The sequence below is a fragment of the Lysinibacillus capsici genome, from assembly GCF_003367505.1.
GTDB lineage: Bacteria > Bacillota > Bacilli > Bacillales_A > Planococcaceae > Lysinibacillus > Lysinibacillus capsici.
In genome coordinates this window covers 242,306-264,810 of record NZ_PXXX01000010.1, presented here as the reverse complement: position 1 = coordinate 264,810, position 22,505 = coordinate 242,306, and the positions used below count along the sequence as shown (strand labels likewise).

The 22,505-nt window shown below is 35.7% G+C and carries 23 protein-coding genes; 16 read left to right on the top strand and 7 right to left on the bottom strand.

Annotated features, from left to right (window positions below):
* Positions 1-34 precede the first annotated feature (34 nt).
* Entirely contained in the window at positions 35-736 is a 702-nt protein-coding gene (locus C7B89_RS08410) for a response regulator transcription factor (protein ID WP_048391196.1), read from the top strand.
* Complete coding sequence (locus C7B89_RS08405) at positions 720-2,231, top strand: sensor histidine kinase (protein ID WP_115673483.1); 1,512 nt, start codon at positions 720-722, stop codon at positions 2,229-2,231. The genes C7B89_RS08410 and C7B89_RS08405 overlap by 17 nt, the downstream gene beginning before the upstream one ends.
* A gap of 4 nt (positions 2,232-2,235) precedes the next feature.
* Here the strand turns inward: C7B89_RS08405 and C7B89_RS08400 are convergent, their stop codons facing one another.
* Positions 2,236-2,541 (bottom strand): hypothetical protein, encoded by a 306-nt coding sequence (locus tag C7B89_RS08400; protein WP_048391191.1) that lies wholly within the window; start codon positions 2,539-2,541, stop codon positions 2,236-2,238.
* A 279-nt stretch (positions 2,542-2,820) separates the two neighbouring features.
* On the opposite strand from C7B89_RS08400, the gene C7B89_RS08395 reads away from it, so the two are divergent.
* Positions 2,821-4,422 (top strand): Na/Pi cotransporter family protein, encoded by a 1,602-nt coding sequence (locus C7B89_RS08395; RefSeq protein ID WP_208644730.1) that lies wholly within the window; start codon positions 2,821-2,823, stop codon positions 4,420-4,422.
* Positions 4,423-4,507: 85 nt separating this feature from the next.
* On the opposite strand, the gene C7B89_RS08390 is transcribed toward C7B89_RS08395, so the two are convergent.
* Complete coding sequence (locus C7B89_RS08390) at positions 4,508-5,386, bottom strand: LysR family transcriptional regulator (protein ID WP_103117676.1); 879 nt, start codon at positions 5,384-5,386, stop codon at positions 4,508-4,510.
* Positions 5,387-5,486: 100 nt separating this feature from the next.
* Here C7B89_RS08390 and C7B89_RS08385 point away from each other — a divergent pair, with 100 nt between their 5' ends.
* Entirely contained in the window at positions 5,487-6,650 is a 1,164-nt protein-coding gene (locus C7B89_RS08385) for a YbfB/YjiJ family MFS transporter (RefSeq protein WP_115673481.1), read from the top strand.
* 41 nt (positions 6,651-6,691) lie between these two features.
* Here the strand turns inward: C7B89_RS08385 and C7B89_RS08380 are convergent, their stop codons facing one another.
* Both C7B89_RS08380 and C7B89_RS08375 read right to left on the bottom strand, forming a co-directional pair.
* Positions 6,692-7,552 carry a YitT family protein gene (locus C7B89_RS08380; RefSeq protein WP_048391185.1) on the bottom strand — a complete coding sequence of 287 codons (861 nt, stop codon included), beginning with the start codon at positions 7,550-7,552 and terminating at the stop codon, positions 6,692-6,694.
* A 32-nt stretch (positions 7,553-7,584) separates the two neighbouring features.
* Complete coding sequence (locus tag C7B89_RS08375; RefSeq protein WP_048391183.1) at positions 7,585-8,124, bottom strand: transcriptional regulator; 540 nt, start codon at positions 8,122-8,124, stop codon at positions 7,585-7,587.
* A 183-nt stretch (positions 8,125-8,307) separates the two neighbouring features.
* On the opposite strand from C7B89_RS08375, the gene C7B89_RS08370 reads away from it, so the two are divergent.
* The 4 genes from C7B89_RS08370 to C7B89_RS08355 are packed head-to-tail and all read left to right on the top strand — an operon-like array spanning position 8,308 to position 10,651.
* The gene (locus C7B89_RS08370) at positions 8,308-8,559 is read left to right on the top strand and encodes a PLD nuclease N-terminal domain-containing protein (RefSeq protein ID WP_054550645.1); all 252 of its coding nucleotides are present in this window, start codon (positions 8,308-8,310) and stop codon (positions 8,557-8,559) included.
* Positions 8,543-9,445, top strand: coding sequence for an ABC transporter ATP-binding protein (locus tag C7B89_RS08365; RefSeq protein ID WP_054550646.1), 903 nt, complete (start codon positions 8,543-8,545; stop codon positions 9,443-9,445). The genes C7B89_RS08370 and C7B89_RS08365 overlap by 17 nt, the downstream gene beginning before the upstream one ends.
* 6 nt (positions 9,446-9,451) lie before the next feature.
* Positions 9,452-10,231, top strand: coding sequence for an ABC transporter permease (locus C7B89_RS08360; RefSeq protein ID WP_048391181.1), 780 nt, complete (start codon positions 9,452-9,454; stop codon positions 10,229-10,231).
* Positions 10,232-10,252: 21 nt separating this feature from the next.
* The gene (locus C7B89_RS08355) at positions 10,253-10,651 is read left to right on the top strand and encodes a GntR family transcriptional regulator (protein ID WP_115673480.1); all 399 of its coding nucleotides are present in this window, start codon (positions 10,253-10,255) and stop codon (positions 10,649-10,651) included.
* Between the two features lie 30 nt (positions 10,652-10,681).
* Here the strand turns inward: C7B89_RS08355 and C7B89_RS08350 are convergent, their stop codons facing one another.
* The gene (locus C7B89_RS08350) at positions 10,682-12,079 is read right to left on the bottom strand and encodes a hypothetical protein (RefSeq protein WP_054550648.1); all 1,398 of its coding nucleotides are present in this window, start codon (positions 12,077-12,079) and stop codon (positions 10,682-10,684) included.
* A gap of 291 nt (positions 12,080-12,370) precedes the next feature.
* On the opposite strand from C7B89_RS08350, the gene C7B89_RS08345 reads away from it, so the two are divergent.
* From C7B89_RS08345 to C7B89_RS08330, 4 genes are all read left to right on the top strand, one after another.
* A complete protein-coding gene (locus C7B89_RS08345) occupies positions 12,371-12,976 on the top strand; it encodes a TetR/AcrR family transcriptional regulator (RefSeq protein ID WP_048391175.1) in 606 nt (201 codons plus the stop codon).
* A gap of 91 nt (positions 12,977-13,067) precedes the next feature.
* On the top strand, positions 13,068-14,045 hold the full coding sequence (locus tag C7B89_RS08340) for a serine hydrolase domain-containing protein (RefSeq protein WP_115673479.1): 978 nt from the start codon (positions 13,068-13,070) through the stop codon (positions 14,043-14,045).
* A 558-nt stretch (positions 14,046-14,603) separates the two neighbouring features.
* Entirely contained in the window at positions 14,604-15,242 is a 639-nt protein-coding gene (locus tag C7B89_RS08335; RefSeq protein WP_048391171.1) for a GntR family transcriptional regulator, read from the top strand.
* A gap of 19 nt (positions 15,243-15,261) precedes the next feature.
* On the top strand, positions 15,262-16,311 hold the full coding sequence (locus tag C7B89_RS08330; RefSeq protein ID WP_054550650.1) for a 2,3-butanediol dehydrogenase: 1,050 nt from the start codon (positions 15,262-15,264) through the stop codon (positions 16,309-16,311).
* A gap of 124 nt (positions 16,312-16,435) precedes the next feature.
* Here C7B89_RS08330 and yiaA read toward each other — a convergent pair whose 3' ends face one another.
* Together yiaA and C7B89_RS08320 are read right to left on the bottom strand one after the other, a co-directional pair.
* Entirely contained in the window at positions 16,436-16,906 is a 471-nt protein-coding gene (gene yiaA, locus C7B89_RS08325) for an inner membrane protein YiaA (protein ID WP_048391167.1), read from the bottom strand.
* A gap of 437 nt (positions 16,907-17,343) precedes the next feature.
* Positions 17,344-18,762 (bottom strand): aminotransferase-like domain-containing protein, encoded by a 1,419-nt coding sequence (locus tag C7B89_RS08320; protein WP_115673478.1) that lies wholly within the window; start codon positions 18,760-18,762, stop codon positions 17,344-17,346.
* A 113-nt stretch (positions 18,763-18,875) separates the two neighbouring features.
* On the opposite strand from C7B89_RS08320, the gene C7B89_RS08315 reads away from it, so the two are divergent.
* The 4 genes from C7B89_RS08315 to C7B89_RS08300 all read left to right on the top strand — a co-directional run bounded on the left by C7B89_RS08315 (position 18,876) and on the right by C7B89_RS08300 (position 22,238).
* Complete coding sequence (locus tag C7B89_RS08315) at positions 18,876-19,799, top strand: DMT family transporter (RefSeq protein WP_115673477.1); 924 nt, start codon at positions 18,876-18,878, stop codon at positions 19,797-19,799.
* A gap of 29 nt (positions 19,800-19,828) precedes the next feature.
* Positions 19,829-20,482, top strand: coding sequence for an MBL fold metallo-hydrolase (locus C7B89_RS08310; RefSeq protein WP_115673476.1), 654 nt, complete (start codon positions 19,829-19,831; stop codon positions 20,480-20,482).
* Positions 20,483-20,709: 227 nt separating this feature from the next.
* Positions 20,710-20,919, top strand: a complete 210-nt coding sequence (locus tag C7B89_RS08305; RefSeq protein WP_048391161.1) for a hypothetical protein — start codon at positions 20,710-20,712, stop codon at positions 20,917-20,919.
* Positions 20,920-21,305: 386 nt separating this feature from the next.
* Positions 21,306-22,238 carry an EamA family transporter gene (locus C7B89_RS08300; protein WP_054550654.1) on the top strand — a complete coding sequence of 311 codons (933 nt, stop codon included), beginning with the start codon at positions 21,306-21,308 and terminating at the stop codon, positions 22,236-22,238.
* Positions 22,239-22,505 lie beyond the last annotated feature (267 nt).

The window sequence follows — 22,505 nt, the reverse complement described above, 5'->3', positions numbered from 1 at the left end:
TAAATGGAAAATATTTGATTAATGGTGGGATTAGATGAGTAATGAAACAATTTTAATTGTAGATGATGAAAAAGAGATAAGAAATCTGATAGGCATTTATTTGAAAAATGAGGGGTTTCATGTGTTAGAGGCATGTGATGGAGAAGAGGGCTTACAGTTAGTAAAAAAGCATAAAGTACATTTAATTGTATTGGATTTAATGATGCCTAAAGTAAATGGCATTGAAATGTGTATGAAGGTAAGAGAAATAGCAGAAATGCCTATTATTATGCTAACTGCCAAATCTCAAGATATGGATAAGATTAGTGGTTTAACGATAGGTGCTGATGATTATGTGACTAAGCCCTTTAATCCGTTAGAGCTAATTGCCCGCATTAAATCACAGCTCCGTCGCTACCTGAAAATGAGTGGCTTACATAGCAGCAATAGAGAGGAGCTGGAAGTTGGCGATTTACGTATCAATACAGCGACACATGAAGTTTTTGTTAACAATGAAAGAGTAAAGCTGACACCTAGGGAGTTTGCTATTTTGGAATTGCTTGTTAGTAACCCTGGCATTGTCATGAGTGCAGAGCAAATCTATGAAAAAGTTTGGAAAGAGGAAGCATTTCAATCGGAAAATACTGTAATGGTACATATTCGAAAAATTAGAGAGCGAATTGAGGCAAATCCAAGGAATCCACAATATATTAAAACCGTATGGGGAGTAGGGTATAAAGTTGAAAAAGTTCTTTAGGCTTTTAAAGTTCCCAAGGTTTCTGAAGCAAATTGGTGCGAAAATAAAAAATAATATTCAACGTAGCATTCGTATTCAACTATTTACAACGTTTTTATTATGTGCACTTGGCAGTTTTTTAGTGGCACGTGCAGTAGTGCCATTTTTTGAGAATAACAATGAGACAGTGATTGTGGATTATAGTGGTAGTATGAAGATGATGTATTATCATGCACAGGATACAGCAGCATTGGCAACCCAAGAAAATAGTGTTGAAGCATTAAGAGAATTGATCGATCAAGAAAATGGAAAAATAGAAAATGAGGACAATGCATTCAAAATTGTCGTCACGGATGAGGCAGGTAAGATCTTATATAAAACAAAGCAGGTAAAAGAGCAACAAATCGATTTGCATGAAGAAATAAGGCATGTCATGGGCTTTACAATGAATCAACCTTTTGAAAATGCCTATCATATGATCGAAACTTCTCGTGAAGAGTTTACTACATTAGTGCCACTAACTTTACAAGATAAAAATTATTACTTCTTTGTTAGTGGACTTCCACAAGGAGAAGCCATCACAAGTACGAATGAAGGTCCCATACCTTTTTTCATTGGTGTTATGTTGTTTATCGTATCATTTTTCTTGATAACAAAACGCAAAATGAATCAAATTGAGGCATTAGCAGAGGGGGTTATGGAAATCGCAAAAGGAAATTTAGCCTTTCGTATTGAGAAAAAAGGCCAAGATGAAATTGCTTCACTAACGGATAATGTTAATCAAATGGCAGAAGAAATTATGACAAGTATCGAGATGGAGAGGAAAATTGAGCAACAAAAAAACGAGCTTATTACAAATGTTTCACATGACCTTAGAACACCTCTTACCTCAATCATGGGTTATTTGCGTTTATTAAGAGAAGAGAAGTATGAGACAAAAGAGCAATATGACGAATATTTGAAAATAGCCTTTTCTAAATCCGAACAATTAAAAAATTTAATAGACGATTTATTTGAATATACTAAGCTCACGAATGATAAAAATACTTTAATGCGACAACAAGTTTGTGTAAATGAGCTGCTCGAACAACTAATGGAGGAATTAGTACCGTTAGCAGAGGAGAAACAACGTATTTTTATAAAACATTTTCCAGAGAATCGAATTGTTGCTGCGCTGGATTCGGAAAAGATTGTACGAGTTTTTGATAATCTCCTCATCAATGCGATCAATTATAGTACTGCTGAAGGGAAAATTATGGTTTCCCTTGAAGGACAAGCACACCATGTGCGTATTTGTGTAGCGAATCAAAGTGATGCCTTTACATCGGTGGAGCTTGCTAGTTTATTTGAGAGATTTTATAAAAAAGATCAATCGAGAACAAATGTAACCGAGGGCTCAGGGCTTGGACTAGCGATTGCCAAAAGCATAGTGGAGCTTCACGGAGGAACGATTCACGCAAAATACAAAAATGAGACACTGTACTTTATTATCACATTGCCGTTAGCAGCTACATAACTGACTACAATGGAAGAATAGTAATGGCATGTTGTGTTTGTGTATGATGTGACAGCATGTCTTGCAGGGTTGCTAGGGTAGCTGTGTTTCTGATTAATAATTGGATTTCAGTATGCTTGTATTGTCGTTGAAAGTCCATAATATAATCTGCAATGATATGTAAATTATATTGATTTTTAATCTCTACCTCAACGAAAAATGGCAGTGTTAGATCTGGCAGCTTAATACTGCCACCACGTCGAATCCAAATTGCTTCCTGCACATAGTAGCGGATCGGTAATTGGCGGTTACTAGCTATAAAAATATCCATAGAAAACTCCCTTCAGTGTCTAAGTACAGCCTAATGGAAATGCATTCAGTCGTCAAAAGAAAACATGTGAAAATCTGATTGAAGATTTTTTCATGTTTTTTTTGTTTGTTTTTTGTTGAATTTGATTTGAATATGTCCGTTTTTTGGACTAATTGTAAAGGGCGTGTAAACATTAATTTAATCCATTGTAAATGATATGTACAGCTAGCTTAAAACTATTAATAATAAAGTCTGACAACAAGGAAAGGGTTGAATGGATTGGCTATCAATGTACAGGAGATGATTTTCCAATTTCTTGGAGGGTTAGGCTTATTTCTTTTCGCTATTAAATTTATGGGAGATGGCTTGCAGAGGGCTGCAGGTGATCGACTAAGAGATATTTTAGATAAATTTACAACAAACCCATTGATGGGTGTACTAGTTGGTATTGTTGTTACAGTTCTCATACAATCAAGTTCAGGTACGACCGTTATAACTGTTGGACTAGTGAGCGCAGGACTTATGAAATTGCGTCAAGCAATAGGCGTTATTATGGGAGCTAATATTGGGACAACCATCACAGCATTTATTATAGGAATAGATGTAGGTGCTTACGCATATCCAATTATGGCAGTGGGCGCGATATGCTTATTTTTCTTTAAGAAAAGTTTCATTCAAAATATGGGACAAGTATTATTCGGGTTTGCAGGTTTATTTATTGGTTTAGAGCTTATGAGTGGTGGAATGAAGCCGCTTAGAGATTGGCAACCATTTTTAGATTTGACTGTACAAATGTCTGATGTGCCGATTTTAGGGGTATTAGTAGGAACGATATTCACCCTGATTGTTCAATCTTCCTCAGCTACAGTAGGGATTTTACAAGGGCTTTATGCTGAAGATTTAATAACTTTACACGGGGCATTACCTGTCTTGTTTGGAGATAATATTGGTACAACGATTACAGCAATTCTAGCCGCTTTAGGTGCTTCTATTGCAGCAAAGCGAGCAGCTGCCACACATTTACTATTTAATGTAGTGGGTACAATTATCTTTATGCTCATATTGGGATTATTTACGAACTATGTGGAATGGATTGCAGGGGTGCTCAATTTAGAGCCGAAAATGCAAATAGCCTTTGCACATGGAACGTTTAATGTCATCAATACAATCATTCAGTTACCATTCATAGGTGTTTGGGCTTATGTCGTAACGAAACTAATTCCAGGCGAAGATTCAGTTATTGAATACAAACCAAAATTTTTGGATAAAAATTTGATTATCAAATCACCATCAGTGGCATTAGGTCAAGCAAAAATGGAAGTAGTGCGCATGGGCGAGTATAGTATTCAAGGTCTAGAAGAAACGTTAACGATTTTGAAAACGGATGATGCTAAGTTAATCGGCAAGGTCGGCCAATTGGAGGAAGCCATTAATAATTTAGACCGCAAATCAACGGAATATTTAGTGGAGCTATCAAAACAATCTCTATCAACCCATGATTCCCAAGTGCATCATGCTTTATTTGAAAATATTCGGGATATCGAACGAATTGGTGATCATGTAGAAAATATAATTGAGCTTCTGCAATACAAGGATAGTAATCGTGTTCGTTTAAGTCAACAAGCGATGCAGGAGTTAGAAGATATGTTTGTTTTTACATTAGAAACTGTGAAAATGTCTATTGAATCCCTTGATAAGCGTGACCTTTCCTTAGCACAGCAAGTGATAGAAAAAGAAAATGAAATTGATAATATGGAGAGACGTTTACGTAAATTGCATATTAAGCGATTAAATGAAGGAGTTTGCTCAGGTTCAGCAGGTATTGTATTTGCGGATATTGTGAGTAATTTAGAAAGAATTGGTGATCATGCTTCTAACATAGCGGAAACCGTTATTGCCTAATAATAAGCTGTTCAGTGGAGATAATCTGCTGAACAGCTTTTTTATTAGTGGAAGGATAGAATTGTTAAAATGACAGATAGAACCCTCAAACTGTCGGATAGTCATAAGCTTCTATGGCTTCTAAAAAATAAGTTAGGATGGGGGATTGTACTTCGTCCTTACGATAAATAAACCATGTAGGAATACGTGCTTGCTTGTTCTTTATCTTGTGCAATGTTAATGCTTGTGTTGCCATATATTTTTCCGCAATTGCAAGTGGTAGTAAGGTAATACCTAACCCAGCAGCAACACAGCCAATAATACCGTCAAGCGTACCAAGCTCCATTCGATTTTGTGGTCGAACCCCTTCTTCATGTAACCAATGTTCCAAGATGGCTCGATAGGAACAGCCGTGGCGGAATGTAATCACAGTGCTTCCCTCTAAATCCTGTAGATGCTTAATAGGTTTATGCTTGCTAGAAGTGAGAATAACAAGCTCTTCACAGACAAACTCTTTCATCATTATATTTTCTTTATAAACAGGTCCGGTAACAAATGCGCCATCTAGTTCATAGTTTTCTACCCGTTCGATATTGTACTGAGAAGGGCTTGTTAATATGGTGATATCCACTTGTTCATGTGCTTGATGAAATGTGCTTAACAGAGTTGGTAAATGTAATGCAGCAGTTGTTTCCATCGAACCAATTCGTAAAACGCCTCGTTGTTCCTCCGTTTCATGTATGATCTCAAAGGTTTTTTCATAGAGATGAAGCATTTTTAGGACTAACTCGTAGAATTGTTCTCCTTTTGATGTTAACCGTATCCCTCGATGTCCACGATAAAAAAAGGTTGTTTCGTAGAGTGCCTCAAGACTTTGTATTTTCATAGAGATGTTGGATTGTGTGTAATTAAGTGCTGTGGCAGCTTTAGAAAAGCTACCTGTTTGGACGACTGTTCGAAAAATCGTTAAATCATTAATATTCATATGCCCTCCAGCTATCAATTTTATTGATACTTATTATAAAGAATTAGATCTATTTTTGATACCTAGATATTCGATATAGTGAAATAGAAGGAGTGATGATATGCACAAGGAAACCGTACGCTATTTAATCGGGGGCATTTTTGCTTTAGTTATTGCTATGGGCATCGGCCGTTTTTCGTATACGGTTATTTTACCTTATATGCAAGAAACTTTTGAATTTAGCCGAGCAACAGCAGGTTACTTAGCAACAAGTAATTACTTAGGTTATTTGGTTGGAGCCTGGGTGGCAGGTCGTTTACCAATAGGGAATAAACGTATTCTCTTTTTGCAAATTACCCTTGTTATCAGCATTTTAACAACAGCCTTCATGGGCTTTACAAATGTAATCATCATTTGGTATTTATTACGATTTATCTCGGGTGTTGTGAGTGCTTTTATTTTTGTTGTTATAACAAGCCTTATACTAGACCAGTTAGCCAGCAGTAGTCATATGCATCTATCGGGGCTGTTCTATAGTGGGGTGGGAATAGGGATTGCATTAAGTGCGGTAATTGTTTCACCAATCCAAGCTGTTTTCCATTGGAATGGAACTTGGATCGTATTAGCTTTATTTAGTATTGTATTGTTTGTCTTGATTGTACTATTCATTAAGCCTATTACACCAAGTAAACAACTAGTGGAAAGCCAGATAATTTCACAGAAAACGCCTCCTCAGTCTTGGATGAAATGGTTAATCATCGCTTATAGCTTAGAGGGGCTTGGCTATATTGTCACAGGCACATTTATTGTATCAATTGCACAGGAGTCGACAAGCTTTCATGGAGATGCAGCCTTTGTATGGTTTGTTGTGGGTGTTGCAGCAATTCCCTCATGTATCGTTTGGTCTAAGCTAGCACAGCGTTATGGCTATGTGAAAATTTTACTCATCTCTATGCTACTGCAAGCGATAGGTATTGTTTTACCTGCGCTAGCTACAAATTCGATGACCCTTTATGCTAGTGCCTTCATTTTTGGGGCAACCTTTATGGGAATTACAACTGTTTGTACAACATTAGCGAGGAAACTTGCACCAGTTAATAGTCATCAAATGATAGGTTATTTAACGGCTGGCTATGCGCTCGGACAAATGATTGGTCCATCCATTGCAGGCACACTTGCAAGTTACACAAATAGCTATCAGTATGCCTTAGTTGGGGCTTCCTTAGTAGTAATGCTGGGAGGATTATGTTTAATAGGAGGCCTAAAATATGATAGAAGCAACTAAAAAAAGTAAGTAAGGCATAGTGCGCCTTACTTACTTTGAAATTAATGGATATCTCGTTTCTTAAAGTTACCACCACGAACTTCTGACACATCAGAAATGACTACAAAAGCGCCTTCGTCGATGTCTTTAATAATCGAAACTAATTTATTTTCTTCCATACGGTTAATGACACAGTTTAAGATTTCTGTTGGTTCATTGGAGAAACCACCACGTCCATGTGTATAGGTAACACCACGTCCTAAGCGGGCTTGGATAGCGTCTCCAATCTCCTCGGATTTTCCACTAACAACACGAACTTCTTTTGATTTTTCTAAACCAACTTGGATAATATCGATAACATTTTTGGCAATATAGTAAGTTAACGCTGAGTAGAGAGCACTCTCTAAGCCAAAGATAAAGCTTGCCCCTAAGAAAATAAAGGCATTGATAAATAATATAATATCGCCGACTGAAAATGGAATTTTACGAGATAATAGTACAGCTAAAACCTCTGAGCCATCTAAAGCGCCACCATTTCGTAGGACAATTCCAATACCCACACCAAGGAGCATACCACCAGATAAGACAATTAGGAGGGGATCATTTGGGCCTAAAATGGTTTTGACGTCATGTAAAAGCACTGTAGAAATCGATAATGCTGCAATACCAGCGCTACTCATTAAGGCAAAGGTTTTTCCAACTTGCTTGTAGCCGATATAAATGAACGGAATATTTAATACAAAGAGCAGTACGCCTAACGGGATACCAAAGAGGTGCGCACCCATAATACTAAGACCTGTTACACCGCCATCAATGACAGCATTCGGAATTAACACGGCCTCTAGTCCGTATGCGGCTATAACTGCCCCAATAATGATCATAATTAATTTTCGTATATTTTCTAGTGACTTTCCTTTTTTCATAAATCTTCTCCATTTCTTTACGTCAATAGTACCTAAGGCTTTGGAATAATATTTAAAGCAATTGTTTTAGTCTCCAAACCTTTATTTGAATCGGTCATATTATAGTATTTAGTTAATAAATCGTTTAATTCATTTTCAAAGTTTTTGAATTGATCGTCCGTTAACGTTAAGTCGATTAAAGAAAAAGTTGCTAAATCTGTTGTGCTTTCTTTTTCATCAAGTGAATGCAAATAATTTTGATATTGAGATAGTAAAGCCAATTGATAGTAGGAAATATAATTTAATTTTTGCTTGGTTGTGAGTTGAGTCCAATCCTCCTTACTAAGTTTTGCTGCTCCTTCATTTAATGCATAAAACTTCTCTGTAACAGAACGAACTTTTCGCTCTTTCACAATTTTTATGATATTTTCATCGACTAAAATTTGGATATGACGATATAGAGTGGCTTGTGGTACATCTTTAATGACAGAAATCATCTCCAATGTGCTTAAACCCTCTTCTTTATTGTGCATCAGAGCTTGTAAAATTTTCATTCTCACAGGGTGCATTAATACCTCTGCTTTATTACGCATAAACCGATCCTCCTACCAGAAAATGAGATAGTATCAAGGGAAGCAATCAAATGTTATCAATTTGAGAACATTATCAAAAAATATACTATAGCGTTTTTTTAAAGATGTACAGTAAAAAGGTAATGAAATTTTTTCATTCTTTTGTTATCATTATTGATAATGATAATGAAAGGGGTTATAAAAATGAAATTACACTATGGTTTTGAAGACTTAAATCAAATTGATTGGGCAAACATACTACCAATTCTTTTACCATTTGTACTCGTAGGTTTTTTACTTATCACTGTTGCACTAATAGATTTATATAAACATAGAGATAGCAGAGAAAACATACTAATGTGGGCCATTATTATTTTGTTCTTTAATACAATTGGTTCTGTTCTATATTTCGTGATGGGAAGAAAGGATGTCAATAAACGTGCGCTTAGAAATTAATAATATTACGAAAAAATTTAAACAGAAAACGGCAGTAAGTAGCTTTTCAATGGTTATAGATTCGAATGAATGTGTAGGGCTTATTGGACCAAACGGGGCAGGAAAATCTACATTAATTCAGATTATTGCTGATATTCTTTATGCAGATGCAGGGGACATTGTACTTGATGGGCAAAAAATTTCAAAGATGAAAAATCATATTGGTTATTTACCACAGTACCCTAATTTCTTCTCGTGGATGACAGCCTCTGAAACTTTAGCCTTTATGGGGACACTTTCGGGTATTTCGAAAAATCAATTACAAAAAGACATCCCAATTCTTCTGGAAAAGGTAGGCTTAGGGAAAGAAGCATATGCTCATGTTGGAACATTTTCAGGAGGTATGAAACAGCGTCTTGGAATCGCACAAGCTTTATTACACAGGCCAGCTTTCATCATTATGGATGAACCAGTTTCAGCTCTAGATCCAATTGGTAGACGTGAAGTGCTGAATCTATTAAAAGACATAAAAAAAGAAACGACCATATTACTTTCTACACATATTTTAGCCGATGCGGAGGAAGTTTGTGAGCGCTTTGTGGTCATTAAAAATGGTTACAAAATAGAAGATGCAACAAAATTAGAGTTACTTAATCGCTATCAAGATTCAGCTATCTTTTTAGCGGTTCAAAAGAAAGATGTGAAGTGGCTAACAACGATTGAACATTTACCTTATGTAAAGAGAATCGAAAATTGTGGGGAAGGTTTTAAAGTATATGTCAATCACTTGGAAAAGGACGCCCATCGATTGCTACAGTACGGATTGGATTCAAATGTACTATTTACAAAGTTTGATCTTGGCCTTCAAGAAAGCTTAGAAGAAATATTTTTAGAATTGGTGGTGTAATTTGAAGTGAATACGTTTATAGCACTAAGTAAAAAAGAAATGAATCAAATGACAAAGGAATATAAAGTCGTTTGGCTACCAATCGTCTATATCCTCCTAGGTTTAACTCAGCCGATTATGATGTATTTCTTGCCTGCTATTTTACAATCAATGGGTGGTATAGAAGGGATTATAATTGATCCAACAATGGCAAAGCCAGGAGGAGAAGAAGTGCTTGCTTCAACCCTTAATTCGCAATTTGATCAATTAGGTATAATCATCCTTGCTATTGCAACGATGGGTATTATTCAAGGAGAAAAAGCGAATGGAATGATGGCCTTCATTTTAACAAGGCCAGTATCAATCACATCCTACTTAAACAGTAAACTCCTTACTCATTATATTTTAGCCGTCCTATGTATTTCGCTTGGCTATGCAATGTCCCTTGGCTATACATCTTATTTATTTACCTCTGTACCGATAATGCGCGCATTGATAGCTTTAGCATTTTATTGTATTTGGCTGTTGTTCATCATTACATTTGTTGCCATGATGAGTACATTTTTTAATAGTACACCATTTATTGCTTTAATTAGTATTGGTGTCTTATTTATTTGTCGTTTTTGTGCTGGTTTACATCCATTCTTAGATGTCATAAATCCAGCTAGTAATAGTTTGTATGCTACAACGATAATCATGACAGGTGACATAGAAAAATGGTATAGCTTTAATATTATTGTCACACTGTTACTTGTACTATTCATGATGGCTATCATGCATCATTTTATTGCCAAAAAGAAATTTTAATATGGAGGAAATCCTCGACAAATGAATGTAAAAGTAAATCGAAGAAGCAAAATTCCATATTATCAACAACTCACACAGCAGTTGCTTTTATCCATAGCGACTGGAAGCTTAAAAAAGGGGGACCATTTGCCTTCAATTCGCCAGCTAGCGGAACAAACAAACCTCAATCTGCATACAGTTCATAAAAGCTACAAAGAGCTTCAAAAAAAGGGGATCATCACCATTAAGCCTCAGTCTAGAGCATTTGTTATCGTAGATCCTAATAAAGCAACGACTATTTCATGTCACCAAATAGCTATGAAAGTGGAGCAATTATTGATAGAGGCTTATATTTTAGGCATGAAAAAATCTCAACTAAAAGAAATGTTTTATGACATTTTACAAAAGTATTATACGGAGAGTGAAAGAGATGGCTACTGATAACCTAGTGTCCATCTCTTACTATTTTTATTAAATTAAAAATACAGCAACTATCGTTGTCACAATCAGTCCAATGACTACAGGAATTAAATTTCGTCTTGCCAGCTCAAATGGGCTGACATTACAAATAGCAGCTGCTGGGATTAATGCCCAAGGAATCAATGCGCCGCCGCCTACCCATATAGCTGTGATTTGCCCTAAAGCAGTTAAAGTGGCTGTTCCCCCACCAATGGCATTCCCGAATAGACTACCAACCGAACCTGCTAAAGAAATTCCGGAGAAGCCCGAACCATCTAACCCAGTAATGGCACCAACAATTGCCAATGTAACAACAGCAATTTCCTTTGTTAACGGAACTATTGCTGCAAGACCGACACCCAGATCATTGACAATACCGTGTGAAGTAGCGGGGAGGTGATCTCCAAGAATTTGTGTAAAGCCAGCATCTCCAAGATAGAAGAAAGCAGCAATTGGAATTACGGGTCCGAAGACTTTAAAGCCGAATTGAAATCCTTGAATCAAATAACTTGTTGTCTTTTCTAATCCCGCTGATTTATGAGCAACCATACTAAGCAACAATAAAATAAAAACAGAGGTTCCACCGATTAAAGCCGTTGCATCACCGCCCGTTAAATTGAATACTGACATAGCGATAACGTCTAAGATAAAGGCAATAGGAATAAGTACGGCGAAGAATCGTTTTTGCCCAATTGACAGTAAGTTTTCCGCAGTTTCTTGTTCACCATCCTCCTCCTCATTGTTGCCAGTATTTAAAAGTAGCGTTCCTCGTTTCATATCACGTCTTAAAAAAATATAAGCAACAATTGTCGTTACAACGCCCATTGTGATAACAAGCGGAATACTGGCTGAAACAACATCTCCAACAGGGATACCAGCAGCATCAGCCGTTAATTTTGGAGCCCCTTGAATGACAAAATCACTCGATAATGCAATACCATGCCCAAATAAGTTCATCGCCATGGCAACCCCCAGTGCTGGGAGGCCCGCCCGAATCGCAACAGGCAAGAGCACGGCTCCTAATAGCGCTACTGCAGGTGATGGCCAGAAAAACCAAGAAATAAACATCATTAAAAGTCCAATCGTCCAATAAGCGAGTGCGGGTGTTTTAATGATCTTTGTGAAAGGGGCCACCATAACCTCATTAATACCTGAAGACATCATGACCCGACTCATCGCCACGATAATCGAAATAATAAGAATCGTTGATAGCAGCTCAGTTATGGCATAAATAAAGCTGTTAAACACACCACTTATGGAAGAAGTAAAATCACCAGTTGCAACAATCGCTAGCATAAAGATGCCTACTACACAAATGAGGGTGGTATCGCGACGTTTAACCATAAATCCGATGATGAGCACAATAAAAACCACGTAAATCCAATGGAGAGCTGTGAATTCAATCCCCATACGTTTCCCCCTCAATATTCTGATTCTATAGAATATGAAGAGAAAAAAAGATGGTGCTGATTTTAAAAAATTTTGATCCTGTGAAAAGCAGTCTGAATTAATGGGTAATTAAAATAAATTATTTGATGTAGATCAAGTAATCATAAAAGGTGAGGAATTAGAGCTTGCCATTAAAAATGAAAGTTGAATTAACTATTAAACGAGTAAAGGTGAAGCAATAATCAGTTCTATTGACTTTATCGTCTTAACAATTTATTATATAGACCAGTCGTTATAATTTCGGAGGGGAAAATGTCTAGAAATCAAGAAAGTAAAATGAAAATTTTATCAACCGCGTCAACACTGTTTCAAAAACAAGGGTACCATGCTACTGGATTAAATCAAATTATTAAAGAGTCGGGTTGTCCAAAAGGTTCGCTTTATTATTATTTTCCTGAAGGCAAGGAGCAATTAGCGACAGAGGCAATTAATCGAACAAAAGATTTTGCTGCTCAAGAGTTGAGAAATTTATTTTCACAGCATGATGATGTAATTAAAGCTTTAGAGTGTTTTTTTGGTCAATGTTTAAGTTTCAATCCAAAAATTGCACATGATGGAATTCCACTTGCACTTATTTCTTTGGAAACTTGGCATATGAGTGAGCAACTTCGTTTAGCATGCAAGAATGCCTATGAAGAACTTATCATGATATTAAGAGAAAAGTTTATCCAATCAAATTGGCCCCCTGAGGAAGCTACAGAAATGGCGTATTTAGTCTTTAGCATGATAGAAGGTGGCAGTATTTTCGTACTCACTTACAAATCAAATGAGTCACTTAAAAGAATCTGTAAAAGTATCATAGAATTAATAAAGTTAAAGCAAAAGGAAATTCGCAGAAATCTTAGAAATGAGCTTTAAGATCTCGTAAAGTTCGAAAGGAGGAAGTTGGTAAATGCCATTGGATAACATTTCAAGTAACTTATAGTACAAAATAAGGAGTGCTTGATATTTGCTAAAATCATATATTCATTCATTTTTAAACTCAAAAGAAGAGGGGTTTAGTGGAAATATCTTAGTGGTTGATCAAGGAGAAACAATATATAAAGAATCATTTGGAAAAGCTAATTATGAATGGGATATACCAAATACAGCTATTACAAAGTTCCGTATTGGATCTGTAACTAAAATCTTTACTACCATTGCAATTTTAATGCTAGTTGAAGAGCAAAAGTTACAGTTACATAATACTGTAGATAATTTTATTCCTAATTTTCCAAAAGGTAACCAAATTATGATCGAACATCTATTAACGCATACATCTGGCATTGGTAATATTACTGATCAACCTGATTTTTTATTAAAATCTTATCAACTACAATCACCAGATGATTTAATAAATTGGATTATTTCTTGTTCATTCAAATCTATACCAGGGAAAGAGTTTAATTATTCTAATTCAGGATACATTGTATTAGGTAAGATTATAGAAATGACAAGTGGTTTAAGTTATGAAGAGTTTCTTAAACAAAAGATTCTTCAGCCTCTATCTATGTTAAATACTGGACTTGATTATAACGTGGCTATTCAAAAGTATAAAGCAAGCGGTTATGAGTTAGAAAAAAATAATATTTATCATGCTAGTTTCATCAATATGTCTAACACCTATTCTGCTGGTGGGTTATTTTCTACAGTAGAAGATTTACAATTACTTGATGATGCAATAAAAAATAATTGTTTACTATCGAAAAATATAACAACTCAGATGCTTTCATCAGGTCGTTTTGGCAACGGATATGGATGGAACATTACTAAGACAAAAAAGAATAATACGCTCATTTTTCATCATGGGGGGATTAATGGTTTTACTTCCTCCTATTTAAGGTTGATAGAAAGTGACGCAACAATTATTGTTTTAAGTAATATATCTACGTTGTTAACATCAACTGTTGCCAATCAAATTGTTAGTTATATAGAGAATAGAGACTAGGGGTACAGACTCTTTTTCATATGAGAAGAAACATGATAACGGCTTAGGAGTTATTCCTAAGTCTTTTTGAAATAGTATAATTAAAAGGTTGCATTCGGTATGCAAAGTGCTGGTAAGCCCATATAAATTGTAACAGAGAAGATTAGTGGTTCATATAGCGCAATAGTTGTTAATGGAAAAAAAGGGATATACATCGTCAACTCATAACAAATCACTTTAAGATGAATGGCATACAAATTGTTAGACAATAACTAGCAATTTGTGTGCATTTTTTATGGGTTAGTATTGAGTAACTCATATCGCAAATTATCTCCATATACCAATCTGATCAACTTAACACCATCTTTTTTGCATTTATAAATTTTCTCATAAAAGGTACTTGATATTATTTAGTTACCTACCCAAAACAAGATATTTGAAAGAAATGAGTTTATAGATTAAAATACTTTTATAGATTATCGATAATCTATAATCCATAATATATAACGCTTTTAGCTAATCACCCTATACACAGAACTATGTTAAAATAAAAGGATATAAATTTATTGGAGTGGTTTAATGGGGTTTGATGAAAATTCAATTTCAAAAAAAACAATTTCTGAGCAAATAGCTGAACGATTATTATTTCGCATATTTTCTGGTTACTATGAACAAGGTCAGCGCTTAATAGAGGCAGAAATTGCAAAGGAGTTACAAGTAAGTCATGCACCTGTCCGTGAGGCTCTATATCTTTTACAAAAAGATGGTGTAGTTGAAAAAGTACAACATAAAGGTGTAAGAGTGAAGATTATAACGGATCAGGAATTAAAGGATTATTTGGAAGCGCTTTATCATCTATTGGATATTGCACTAACCAAGTGTGAATCTAAATGGACTGCCGATTTGCAAAATGAACTATTATTTCGATTTGAAGCTATGAAACAAAGAAAGTCTGCTGAAAATATTTATGAATATGTTGTTTCGTTTGCCCACTTGTTACAATTGTTTTTTGATGTTACAGGAAATATTGCTATGCTACGATTCTTTAAAGAAACAATATTTGTTACAAATGTAGCTGCACAAACCAAATGGAAGATGAATCTAGTTGAATCCTATCATATGTCCATCAATACTTTTATCAAGTGTATAGAAGTGTCGGATTTTGATCATGCACGAGTAGCTATTAAGGATGTTATTTTATGGTACCAATTTAAATAATTTTATGGGGGTAACATAAATGAAAGCTGCAGTTTGGCATGGTGTGAAAGATATTAGAGTTGAAGAGGTTGAATTACGCGCTTTAAGAGAAGAAGAAGTGAAAGTAAAAGTAGCGTGGGCTGGTATTTGTGGAAGTGATTTGCATGAATACGAAGAAGGTCCGGTTTTCGTACCAGTTAATGAAAAAGCTGATTTAACAGGTGAAGTTGCCCCACTTACAATGGGACATGAATTTGCTGGTATCATCGAAGAAGTTGGCTCTAAGGTTACTGACTTTAAGGCTGGGGACCGAGTTGTCATCAATCCTACATTAACATATAGAAATAAACATGAAGAAGTCGATCGTTATGATGGATTTAACTTTATTGGTTTACATGGAAACGGTGGATTTGCGGAATATGTTAATGTCCCTGTAACGAATATACATCGTTTAGCAGATAACTTAACATTACAAGATGGTGCACTGGTAGAACCAATGGCTGTTGCTGTACAAGCTGTTAAAGATGCTGGGGTTACATTAGGTGATTCTGTTGCTGTATTTGGAGCTGGACCAATTGGATTATTAACAGTAATCGCTGCAAAAGCATCAGGTGCTAGTAAAGTTATCGTATTAGATTTATCCGATGATCGATTAGAAAAGGCAAAAGAATTAGGTGCAACCCATGCTATTAATTCAGGTAAAGAAAATCCTGTACAAGCAGTTCGTGCGATTGTTGCAGATGGGGTTGATGTATCCTTTGAGGTGGCAGGAGTTGCTCCTACCTTTAAACAAGCAATTGATGTAACAAAACCTCGTGGTAACATGATGATTGTTTCGATTTTTGCAAGACCAATCGAATGGAATCCAATGCAACTTACAAACACAGGTGTTAATGTATTATCATCCATTGTTTATACACCGTCAATTTTCCAAAGAACAATTGATGCAATGAGCGCTGGTCAACTAAATCCACAAGGGATCATCACAAGTCAAATTGACCTAGATGAGATTGTTGAAAAAGGATTCAAAACGTTAACAAATGACAAAACACAATCTAAAATTTTAGTCGAAATAAGCGGAGAAAAATAAAATTGAGAGGAGTATGGCTGATGACAGCCATGCTCTTTTCTTTTTTTATAGTCTGGAGGAGTATGGAGCTTAAGAAAAAATGACAAAAGGAATCGAGAATGAACTTCTCGACTCTTTCAGTAACTTAATCTCTTTCTCTAGCTCTCTGTGTGTCTCTAATATTCTTTTGAACCGTGATGGATGCAAATAAACTTAGAACAAATGACATACCATAGAACCCTTTTTCGCTTAAAACAATACTCCCAGCATTATATAACCCAATGCCCATTAATGAAATAGATACAATAAGTGCAACCCAGCTAATACCATAATAAATACTAGTAACTGGTATTCCCTCTTCTTTATCTCTTACTGCTTTTTGTAAGGATATTGCTGAATAGAGTCCAAATATTAAAACAGCTAGGTAATATCCTTTTTCGTTTAGTTGCATCGTTGCATTAAACAAGCCTATAAAATATGCCGTAACACCTACTAACAATGCGCCCCAGGAAGCCCCCTTGAAAGCAGCAGTTGGTTCCCCCTCTTTTCTTTCTACTTTAACTTTCGGATTAGGCTGCTTTTCCTTATCTAATGAAGACTCATTTTGATTAGACAATATCTTTCTCCTCCTTCTATCACTGTATAAAAACATTCTATCATTCTACAGGGAGGTTATGAGAATAGAAATTTTTCTAAATCTCGCTCTTCAATAATAAAGTTAATTTGGCTGTTATTTTTACTGGAATATAGAGTTAATATGGCTTTCTCAAATCTGAAAGCACTCTTATCATTCCTTGGTAAAATTGTGTTCTACACCGAGAACAATTTTTTGCTGTGATTTGCTGTAATTATTTTGAACAGATAAGAGCTAGGTGTATAACTTTTTTTCATATTATTCAAATAGACAGCTGAATATGTTAGGTGTATATGTCTGCCTGTTGTTGCTATGTCTACCGCTTATTACGATTCGTGCCACCGATGAAAAAATAATTGAAATGGTTGATAAAGCTGTGAATACCACCGTTTATAGATTTAATTAAATCGCTAGTCCGATCACTTAGAAAGTGATTGCGCCACTGTAACCAACTTTTTTACTCCTTCTCTTAGCTGTTTTTCGTTTGCATAGGAATAGCTTAAACGTATCCAGGAGGATAGTTGTTTTAATGGATCACAAACTTGACCTGGCACAAAGGAGATCGATTGTGCGATGCTTCTAGATAATAATAATTCAGTTGGAAGATCGTCTGGGAGCTGTACCCATAAATTTAGACCGCCTTTTGGACTGTTCCATCGCCAGCCTGTTACAGCTAGCTCTTCCTCCATAATTTCCTTTCGAATCTGTAGGGCAATCCGGATTTTCTCCAAATGTTGTTGCAATCTTAGTGAGGAGAAGTAATGGAGAAAAATTTTTTGATTGAGAAGTGGTGAGCCATTATCAGCTAGCGATTTTTCTGTTAATAGTGATTTCATTAATGATGATGGACAAATAACAGTTGCAATTCTCAAACCAGGAGAGATGTATTTGCAAAAGCTTCGGATATAAATGACTGTCCCAACACTATCAAATGTGTAAATTGGAGGTGGTGGGGCTTGGTCAAAATAAATGTCGTGATAGGCATCGTCTTCTATTATTAGAAACCGATAGTGCTCAGCTAATTCCACTAATCTTTTGCGCTGCTCAACAGAAACCGTATAACCAGTTGGATTATGGAAGGTAGGGTTGAGATAAAATAGGCGTGGCTTGTATTTTTTAATATAGTATTCGACCTGTTCTAAATCGTAGCCCTCAGGGTGGATATCCACCGTAACAATCTGAGCTCCTTGTGCTTTAAAGATATCAATCGCAGCACTATAGCTTGGACGTTCAAATAAAACGACGTCTCTTGGCTTAATAAAAGCTTGAGCAATTAAGTGAATGGCTTGCTGTGAGCCAGATGTTATTAACAGTTCATCTGCACTCAAATGTGTTTTATAGTGGTTGATAAAATATTGGGTCAGTGTCTCACGTAGCTCTAAATCACCCTGCACCGTTGAGTAGGTTGCCAGTACTTTCGGATATAGGTCAAACACTTCCTTCACGTAATTTGAAAAATAGTGATTAGGCAAAAGATTAGGATCAATCAATGCCTGAGAAAAATGATAGGAAACAGATGGCTGATGGATTTCGGATAAATGATTTTTTTTTACGTATGCTGAAACAATGGGATTGTCTTGATCTAAACATTCAATATATTTTGTTACAATTGATTGGACAAAATAGCCTGATTTATCTTTTACATAAACTTTGTCATGCTGTTTTAATAGTTGATAAGCTTTTAATACCGTTAGCCGATGGACATTCATTTCAGATGCTAATTGCCGGACGGAGGGAAGCTTTTCATGTTCTTTCCATTCTTTACGCTCTATTCGGTGCAGTACATCATCATAGACTTTCTTAAAAAGATAATCTTCATTTTGATTTGCTTTGCCCACATCGATTCCTCCTATTCAAACCGATTGTACCACGAACCAAATTGATCTGTTCTATCCTTTTTAATCTGTTCTATCCTACTTCTTTTATGATAGAAAAAGAGGAGGAGTTTGATATGGTAATGATTAATTATTTCTTTATGTGTTTGATTTTTGGGACAACATTTTTAGCAATTAAAGTTGGTGTTGATGCAGGAGTTCCTCCGTTTTTATCAGCTGGTCTTCGTTTTTTCATTGCCGGTTTACTACTATTTAGTTTTATGGTTTGGCGCGAAAAAACGACAATCCGGTTAGTATTTCGAAAAGAAATGTTTTTTACAGGAGTGGCCTTAACCTTTGGAACGTTTGCCACATTATATTGGGCAGAACAGTATGTGACATCTGGAATCGCAGCTGTCTTATCTGCTACAGGTCCAATGATGATTATTGTTATTCAGACATTTATATTGAAGCAAAAAGGAGACCGAAAATCATTTATTGGTTGTGTTGTCGGAGTCATTGGTGTTACGTTCTTAATCTTACCTAGTTTTGCAATTGAGATTAGTCCCTTCTGGATGGTTGGTTGTTTCGCTATTATTTTAGGTGAAGTTTTCTATGCATCTGGAACAATTTATACGAAGCATGTCATCCAAAAATTTGGAACAACATCTCCAATTGCTTTAAATGCAGCACAAATGATGCATGGAGGGATTTTATTAATCATTTTGTCACTTTTTACTGAGAACATTCAGCTTCATTATCTTTTAAGTCCAGCTTCAATTGGTTCTCTTTTTTATTTAATTATTTTTGGTTCAATGATTGGTCATAGCATTTATTATTGGCTTGTGTCACGAACAAATCCTGTTTTTCCGTCCACATGGCTGTATATTTCACCAGTAATTGCCGTTATATTAGGTGTTACCTTCTATCATGAATATATTTCGTGGTTAACAGGAATAGGTACTCTGACGATTATTGTTGGAACGATTCTAGTCAATTTTGAAACATTGAGAGAGTTGCTTTGGCGGAAGAGGACCGTTCTTCAGGATGTAAAAGAATAATAAAATCTAATCATAAAGGGGAAGAAATGATGAAAATTTCTAGGGGAGTAGAGATTCTGGAGCTTAAATTTAACGGAGCCTTCATTCATCCAACGCTTTTATGGGATCAGGAGATGGCTGTTTTAATTGATACCGGATGTTCAGGTCAAATGGAAGATTTACGTAAGGCAATGGAAGAGGTAGGCGTGTCGTTCAACCAATTAAAAGTTGTGATTTTGACACATCAGGATATCGATCATATAGGCAGTCTTCCTGAAATATTGCAAAATTGCGGTAGTCATATAAAAATTTATGCGCACGAACTAGATAAGCCTTATATTCAGGGGGATTTACCGCTTTTGAAAGACGGGCACATAGAGAATCCACCCAAGGGGAAAGTGGATGAGACCTTGAAAGACGGTCAAGAACTACCATATTGTGGGGGAATACGAGTTATCCATACGCCAGGACATACGCCTGGCCATATTAGTTTATATTTGAAGCAAAGTAAAACGCTTGTTGCCGGCGATTCGATGTATAGTGTAAATGGTATATTGGGAGGGATTCATGTTCCAACCACTTTAGATTTAGAGGTTGCTCAACAATCTTTAAAAAAATATGTAGACCTAGACATTGAATCGGTGATTTGTTATCACGGAGGATTATGCACGGTGGATATTAAAGAGCAGATTCAAAAGCTTTGAATCTTAAAAATAATGATTAAAGATGAAATTTCCTTAGAAAACCAAATGTTTAGAGGCTCGCTCGAACCGTAACAGGCACGAGTACAGCCCTCCAACGCTTGTAAAACTTCTGTTTTATTGTGAGCCAGCTCATGTTATAATGAGGCACTTAAGATACTTAAGCTCTTTTTTATAACGGATGCCAAGAAAAGCCTCCGCGGAACGATTAAATATGGAGGTGTAAGGAAATGAATAAACGTTGGACAATTGGTGAAATTCAGAAATTTGTTGAGAACAATTCAGAAAGTAAGTTGCTAACGACTGAATACCATGGTTTTTCTCAAAAGCTACTATTTAAATGTGCATGTGGTACTAACTTTGAAAAAACATTTACGAAATTTAAAAATAAAAACCAACGAAAATGTGATGTATGCCAACCGCCAAAAGAGTCACGCTAAACGTTTGCGGCCATTCTAATACTATTAGTGAACATTAAAAACATCTCACTTCTATGTTCTTTATAGAGGGGGGTGTTTTTTTTGATTGGATTATTACAGTATAAGATTTATGCTGAAGGAAATTGAGAAAAAACATTCAATTTAACATTCTTTATTAATGAAATACAAAGATAAAAGCCAAACCCTTGATACATGTGGGTTTTGGCTTTTTTATCATTTTTAAAAATTAGGTTTTCCTCTACGAGAGGATTCATTATTAACGAAAAAAAGATTGTAAAATAACAATCTGTGATATATATTGGAGATTATGATTTTTTTCGACATCTCAAAATCATAAACAATATTTCATCAATAGACAAGTTTTGAGAGGGAAGTGAATAATCAAGATGTATCTTTATCCCCTATTAGTAGTGATTGCAGCTAGTAGTTTTGGTATCGTTTCAACTATTATAAAACTGGCAATGCGTAGTGGCTTTTCTGTATCTGAGGCAGTTACAAGTCAGTTTTTTATCGGCTTTTGTATAGCAGTATGTATTTCCTTAGTTACAAATAGATCAAATTTTAGCTTTAAAGGCGTTAAAATCCTTCTGTTTGCAGGCATGTTAACAGGGTTAACAAATATTTTATATGGTCATTCTTTAAACTTTTTGCCTGCTTCCTTGGCAGTAGTATTACTGTTCCAATTTACATGGATTGGTATGCTGATTTCTTGTATCACAAAACGGCAATTTCCAAGTAGAATTGAATTCATCTCTTTAATTATATTAGTAGCTGGAACCATACCAGCTGCAGGTATAATTGATGTTGATTTGTCTCAAATACCTTTTCAAGGGTGGTTATGGGGTTTAGCAGCTGCTCTTTGTTACTCCTTATTTTTATATGTAAACGGAAAGACAACCGCAAGTATGACAACCTCTAATCGCTTAGTATTGGTTTCTTTCTTCGCTTTCATGACGACTGCGGCTTTTCAGTCTCCAGAAATTATTTGGAATGGCACTTTGTTTAACGAAGGACTGTGGATTTATGGTTTAGCATTGGGGTTATTTGGCATGATTATACCAGTTTTCTTATTCACAATTGCAGTGCCTAAAGTGGGATTAGGTATGTCATCCATATTGAGTGCTGTTGAATTGCCAATCGCGGTGATGGTATCAGTTATCCTCTTAAGCGAAACGGTTACAACTTTGCAAATAGCAGGTATTGTCATAATCGTTATCGGTATCAGTTTACCAACTTTGCTTGATAAAGATGGATTATTAAAAAATGTAAAAGCTAAATACAGAAAATCTGACAAAGTAGCAAAAGGATCTTCGATTTGAAGATCCTTTTTTTCATGTCAATTAAGCAATGTCTTAGCAAAAGAATCATTAGGTCCTTTCTGTATTTATTTAATGACGTACTATTTTTTTGTTCATACGCTGTTCATATTGTTGTCATAGGCAGTACACCTTCATTGTATAAGCTATCCTTAGCGGTTTATGAAAGTAGCCGAGATAGATTGATAGGGAGAAGAAAGTATGAAAGGGAGGTGTGGCACGAGAAGAAAGGAAAACACAGTTATCGCTTGCTGTTCTATACCCTCGTGC

Bases quoted from the DNA above. Each gene is read 5' to 3' on its own strand.
- C7B89_RS08335 (WP_048391171.1), top strand. From the start codon at position 14,604: ATGGGGTTTGATGAAAATTCAATTTCAAAAAAAACAATTTCTGAGCAA.
- C7B89_RS08380 (WP_048391185.1), bottom strand. From the start codon at position 7,552: ATGAAAAAAGGAAAGTCACTAGAAAATATACGAAAATTAATTATGATC.
- C7B89_RS08310 (WP_115673476.1), top strand. From the start codon at position 19,829: ATGAAAATTTCTAGGGGAGTAGAGATTCTGGAGCTTAAATTTAACGGA.
- C7B89_RS08400 (WP_048391191.1), bottom strand. From the start codon at position 2,541: ATGGATATTTTTATAGCTAGTAACCGCCAATTACCGATCCGCTACTAT.
- C7B89_RS08385 (WP_115673481.1), top strand. From the start codon at position 5,487: ATGCACAAGGAAACCGTACGCTATTTAATCGGGGGCATTTTTGCTTTA.
- C7B89_RS08395 (WP_208644730.1), top strand. From the start codon at position 2,821: ATGATTTTCCAATTTCTTGGAGGGTTAGGCTTATTTCTTTTCGCTATT.
- C7B89_RS08355 (WP_115673480.1), top strand. From the start codon at position 10,253: ATGAATGTAAAAGTAAATCGAAGAAGCAAAATTCCATATTATCAACAA.
- C7B89_RS08305 (WP_048391161.1), top strand. From the start codon at position 20,710: ATGAATAAACGTTGGACAATTGGTGAAATTCAGAAATTTGTTGAGAAC.
- C7B89_RS08375 (WP_048391183.1), bottom strand. From the start codon at position 8,124: ATGCGTAATAAAGCAGAGGTATTAATGCACCCTGTGAGAATGAAAATT.
- C7B89_RS08315 (WP_115673477.1), top strand. From the start codon at position 18,876: ATGGTAATGATTAATTATTTCTTTATGTGTTTGATTTTTGGGACAACA.
- C7B89_RS08330 (WP_054550650.1), top strand. From the start codon at position 15,262: ATGAAAGCTGCAGTTTGGCATGGTGTGAAAGATATTAGAGTTGAAGAG.
- C7B89_RS08345 (WP_048391175.1), top strand. From the start codon at position 12,371: ATGTCTAGAAATCAAGAAAGTAAAATGAAAATTTTATCAACCGCGTCA.
- C7B89_RS08390 (WP_103117676.1), bottom strand. From the start codon at position 5,386: ATGAATATTAATGATTTAACGATTTTTCGAACAGTCGTCCAAACAGGT.
- C7B89_RS08350 (WP_054550648.1), bottom strand. From the start codon at position 12,079: ATGGGGATTGAATTCACAGCTCTCCATTGGATTTACGTGGTTTTTATT.
- C7B89_RS08300 (WP_054550654.1), top strand. From the start codon at position 21,306: ATGTATCTTTATCCCCTATTAGTAGTGATTGCAGCTAGTAGTTTTGGT.
- C7B89_RS08370 (WP_054550645.1), top strand. From the start codon at position 8,308: ATGAAATTACACTATGGTTTTGAAGACTTAAATCAAATTGATTGGGCA.
- C7B89_RS08410 (WP_048391196.1), top strand. From the start codon at position 35: ATGAGTAATGAAACAATTTTAATTGTAGATGATGAAAAAGAGATAAGA.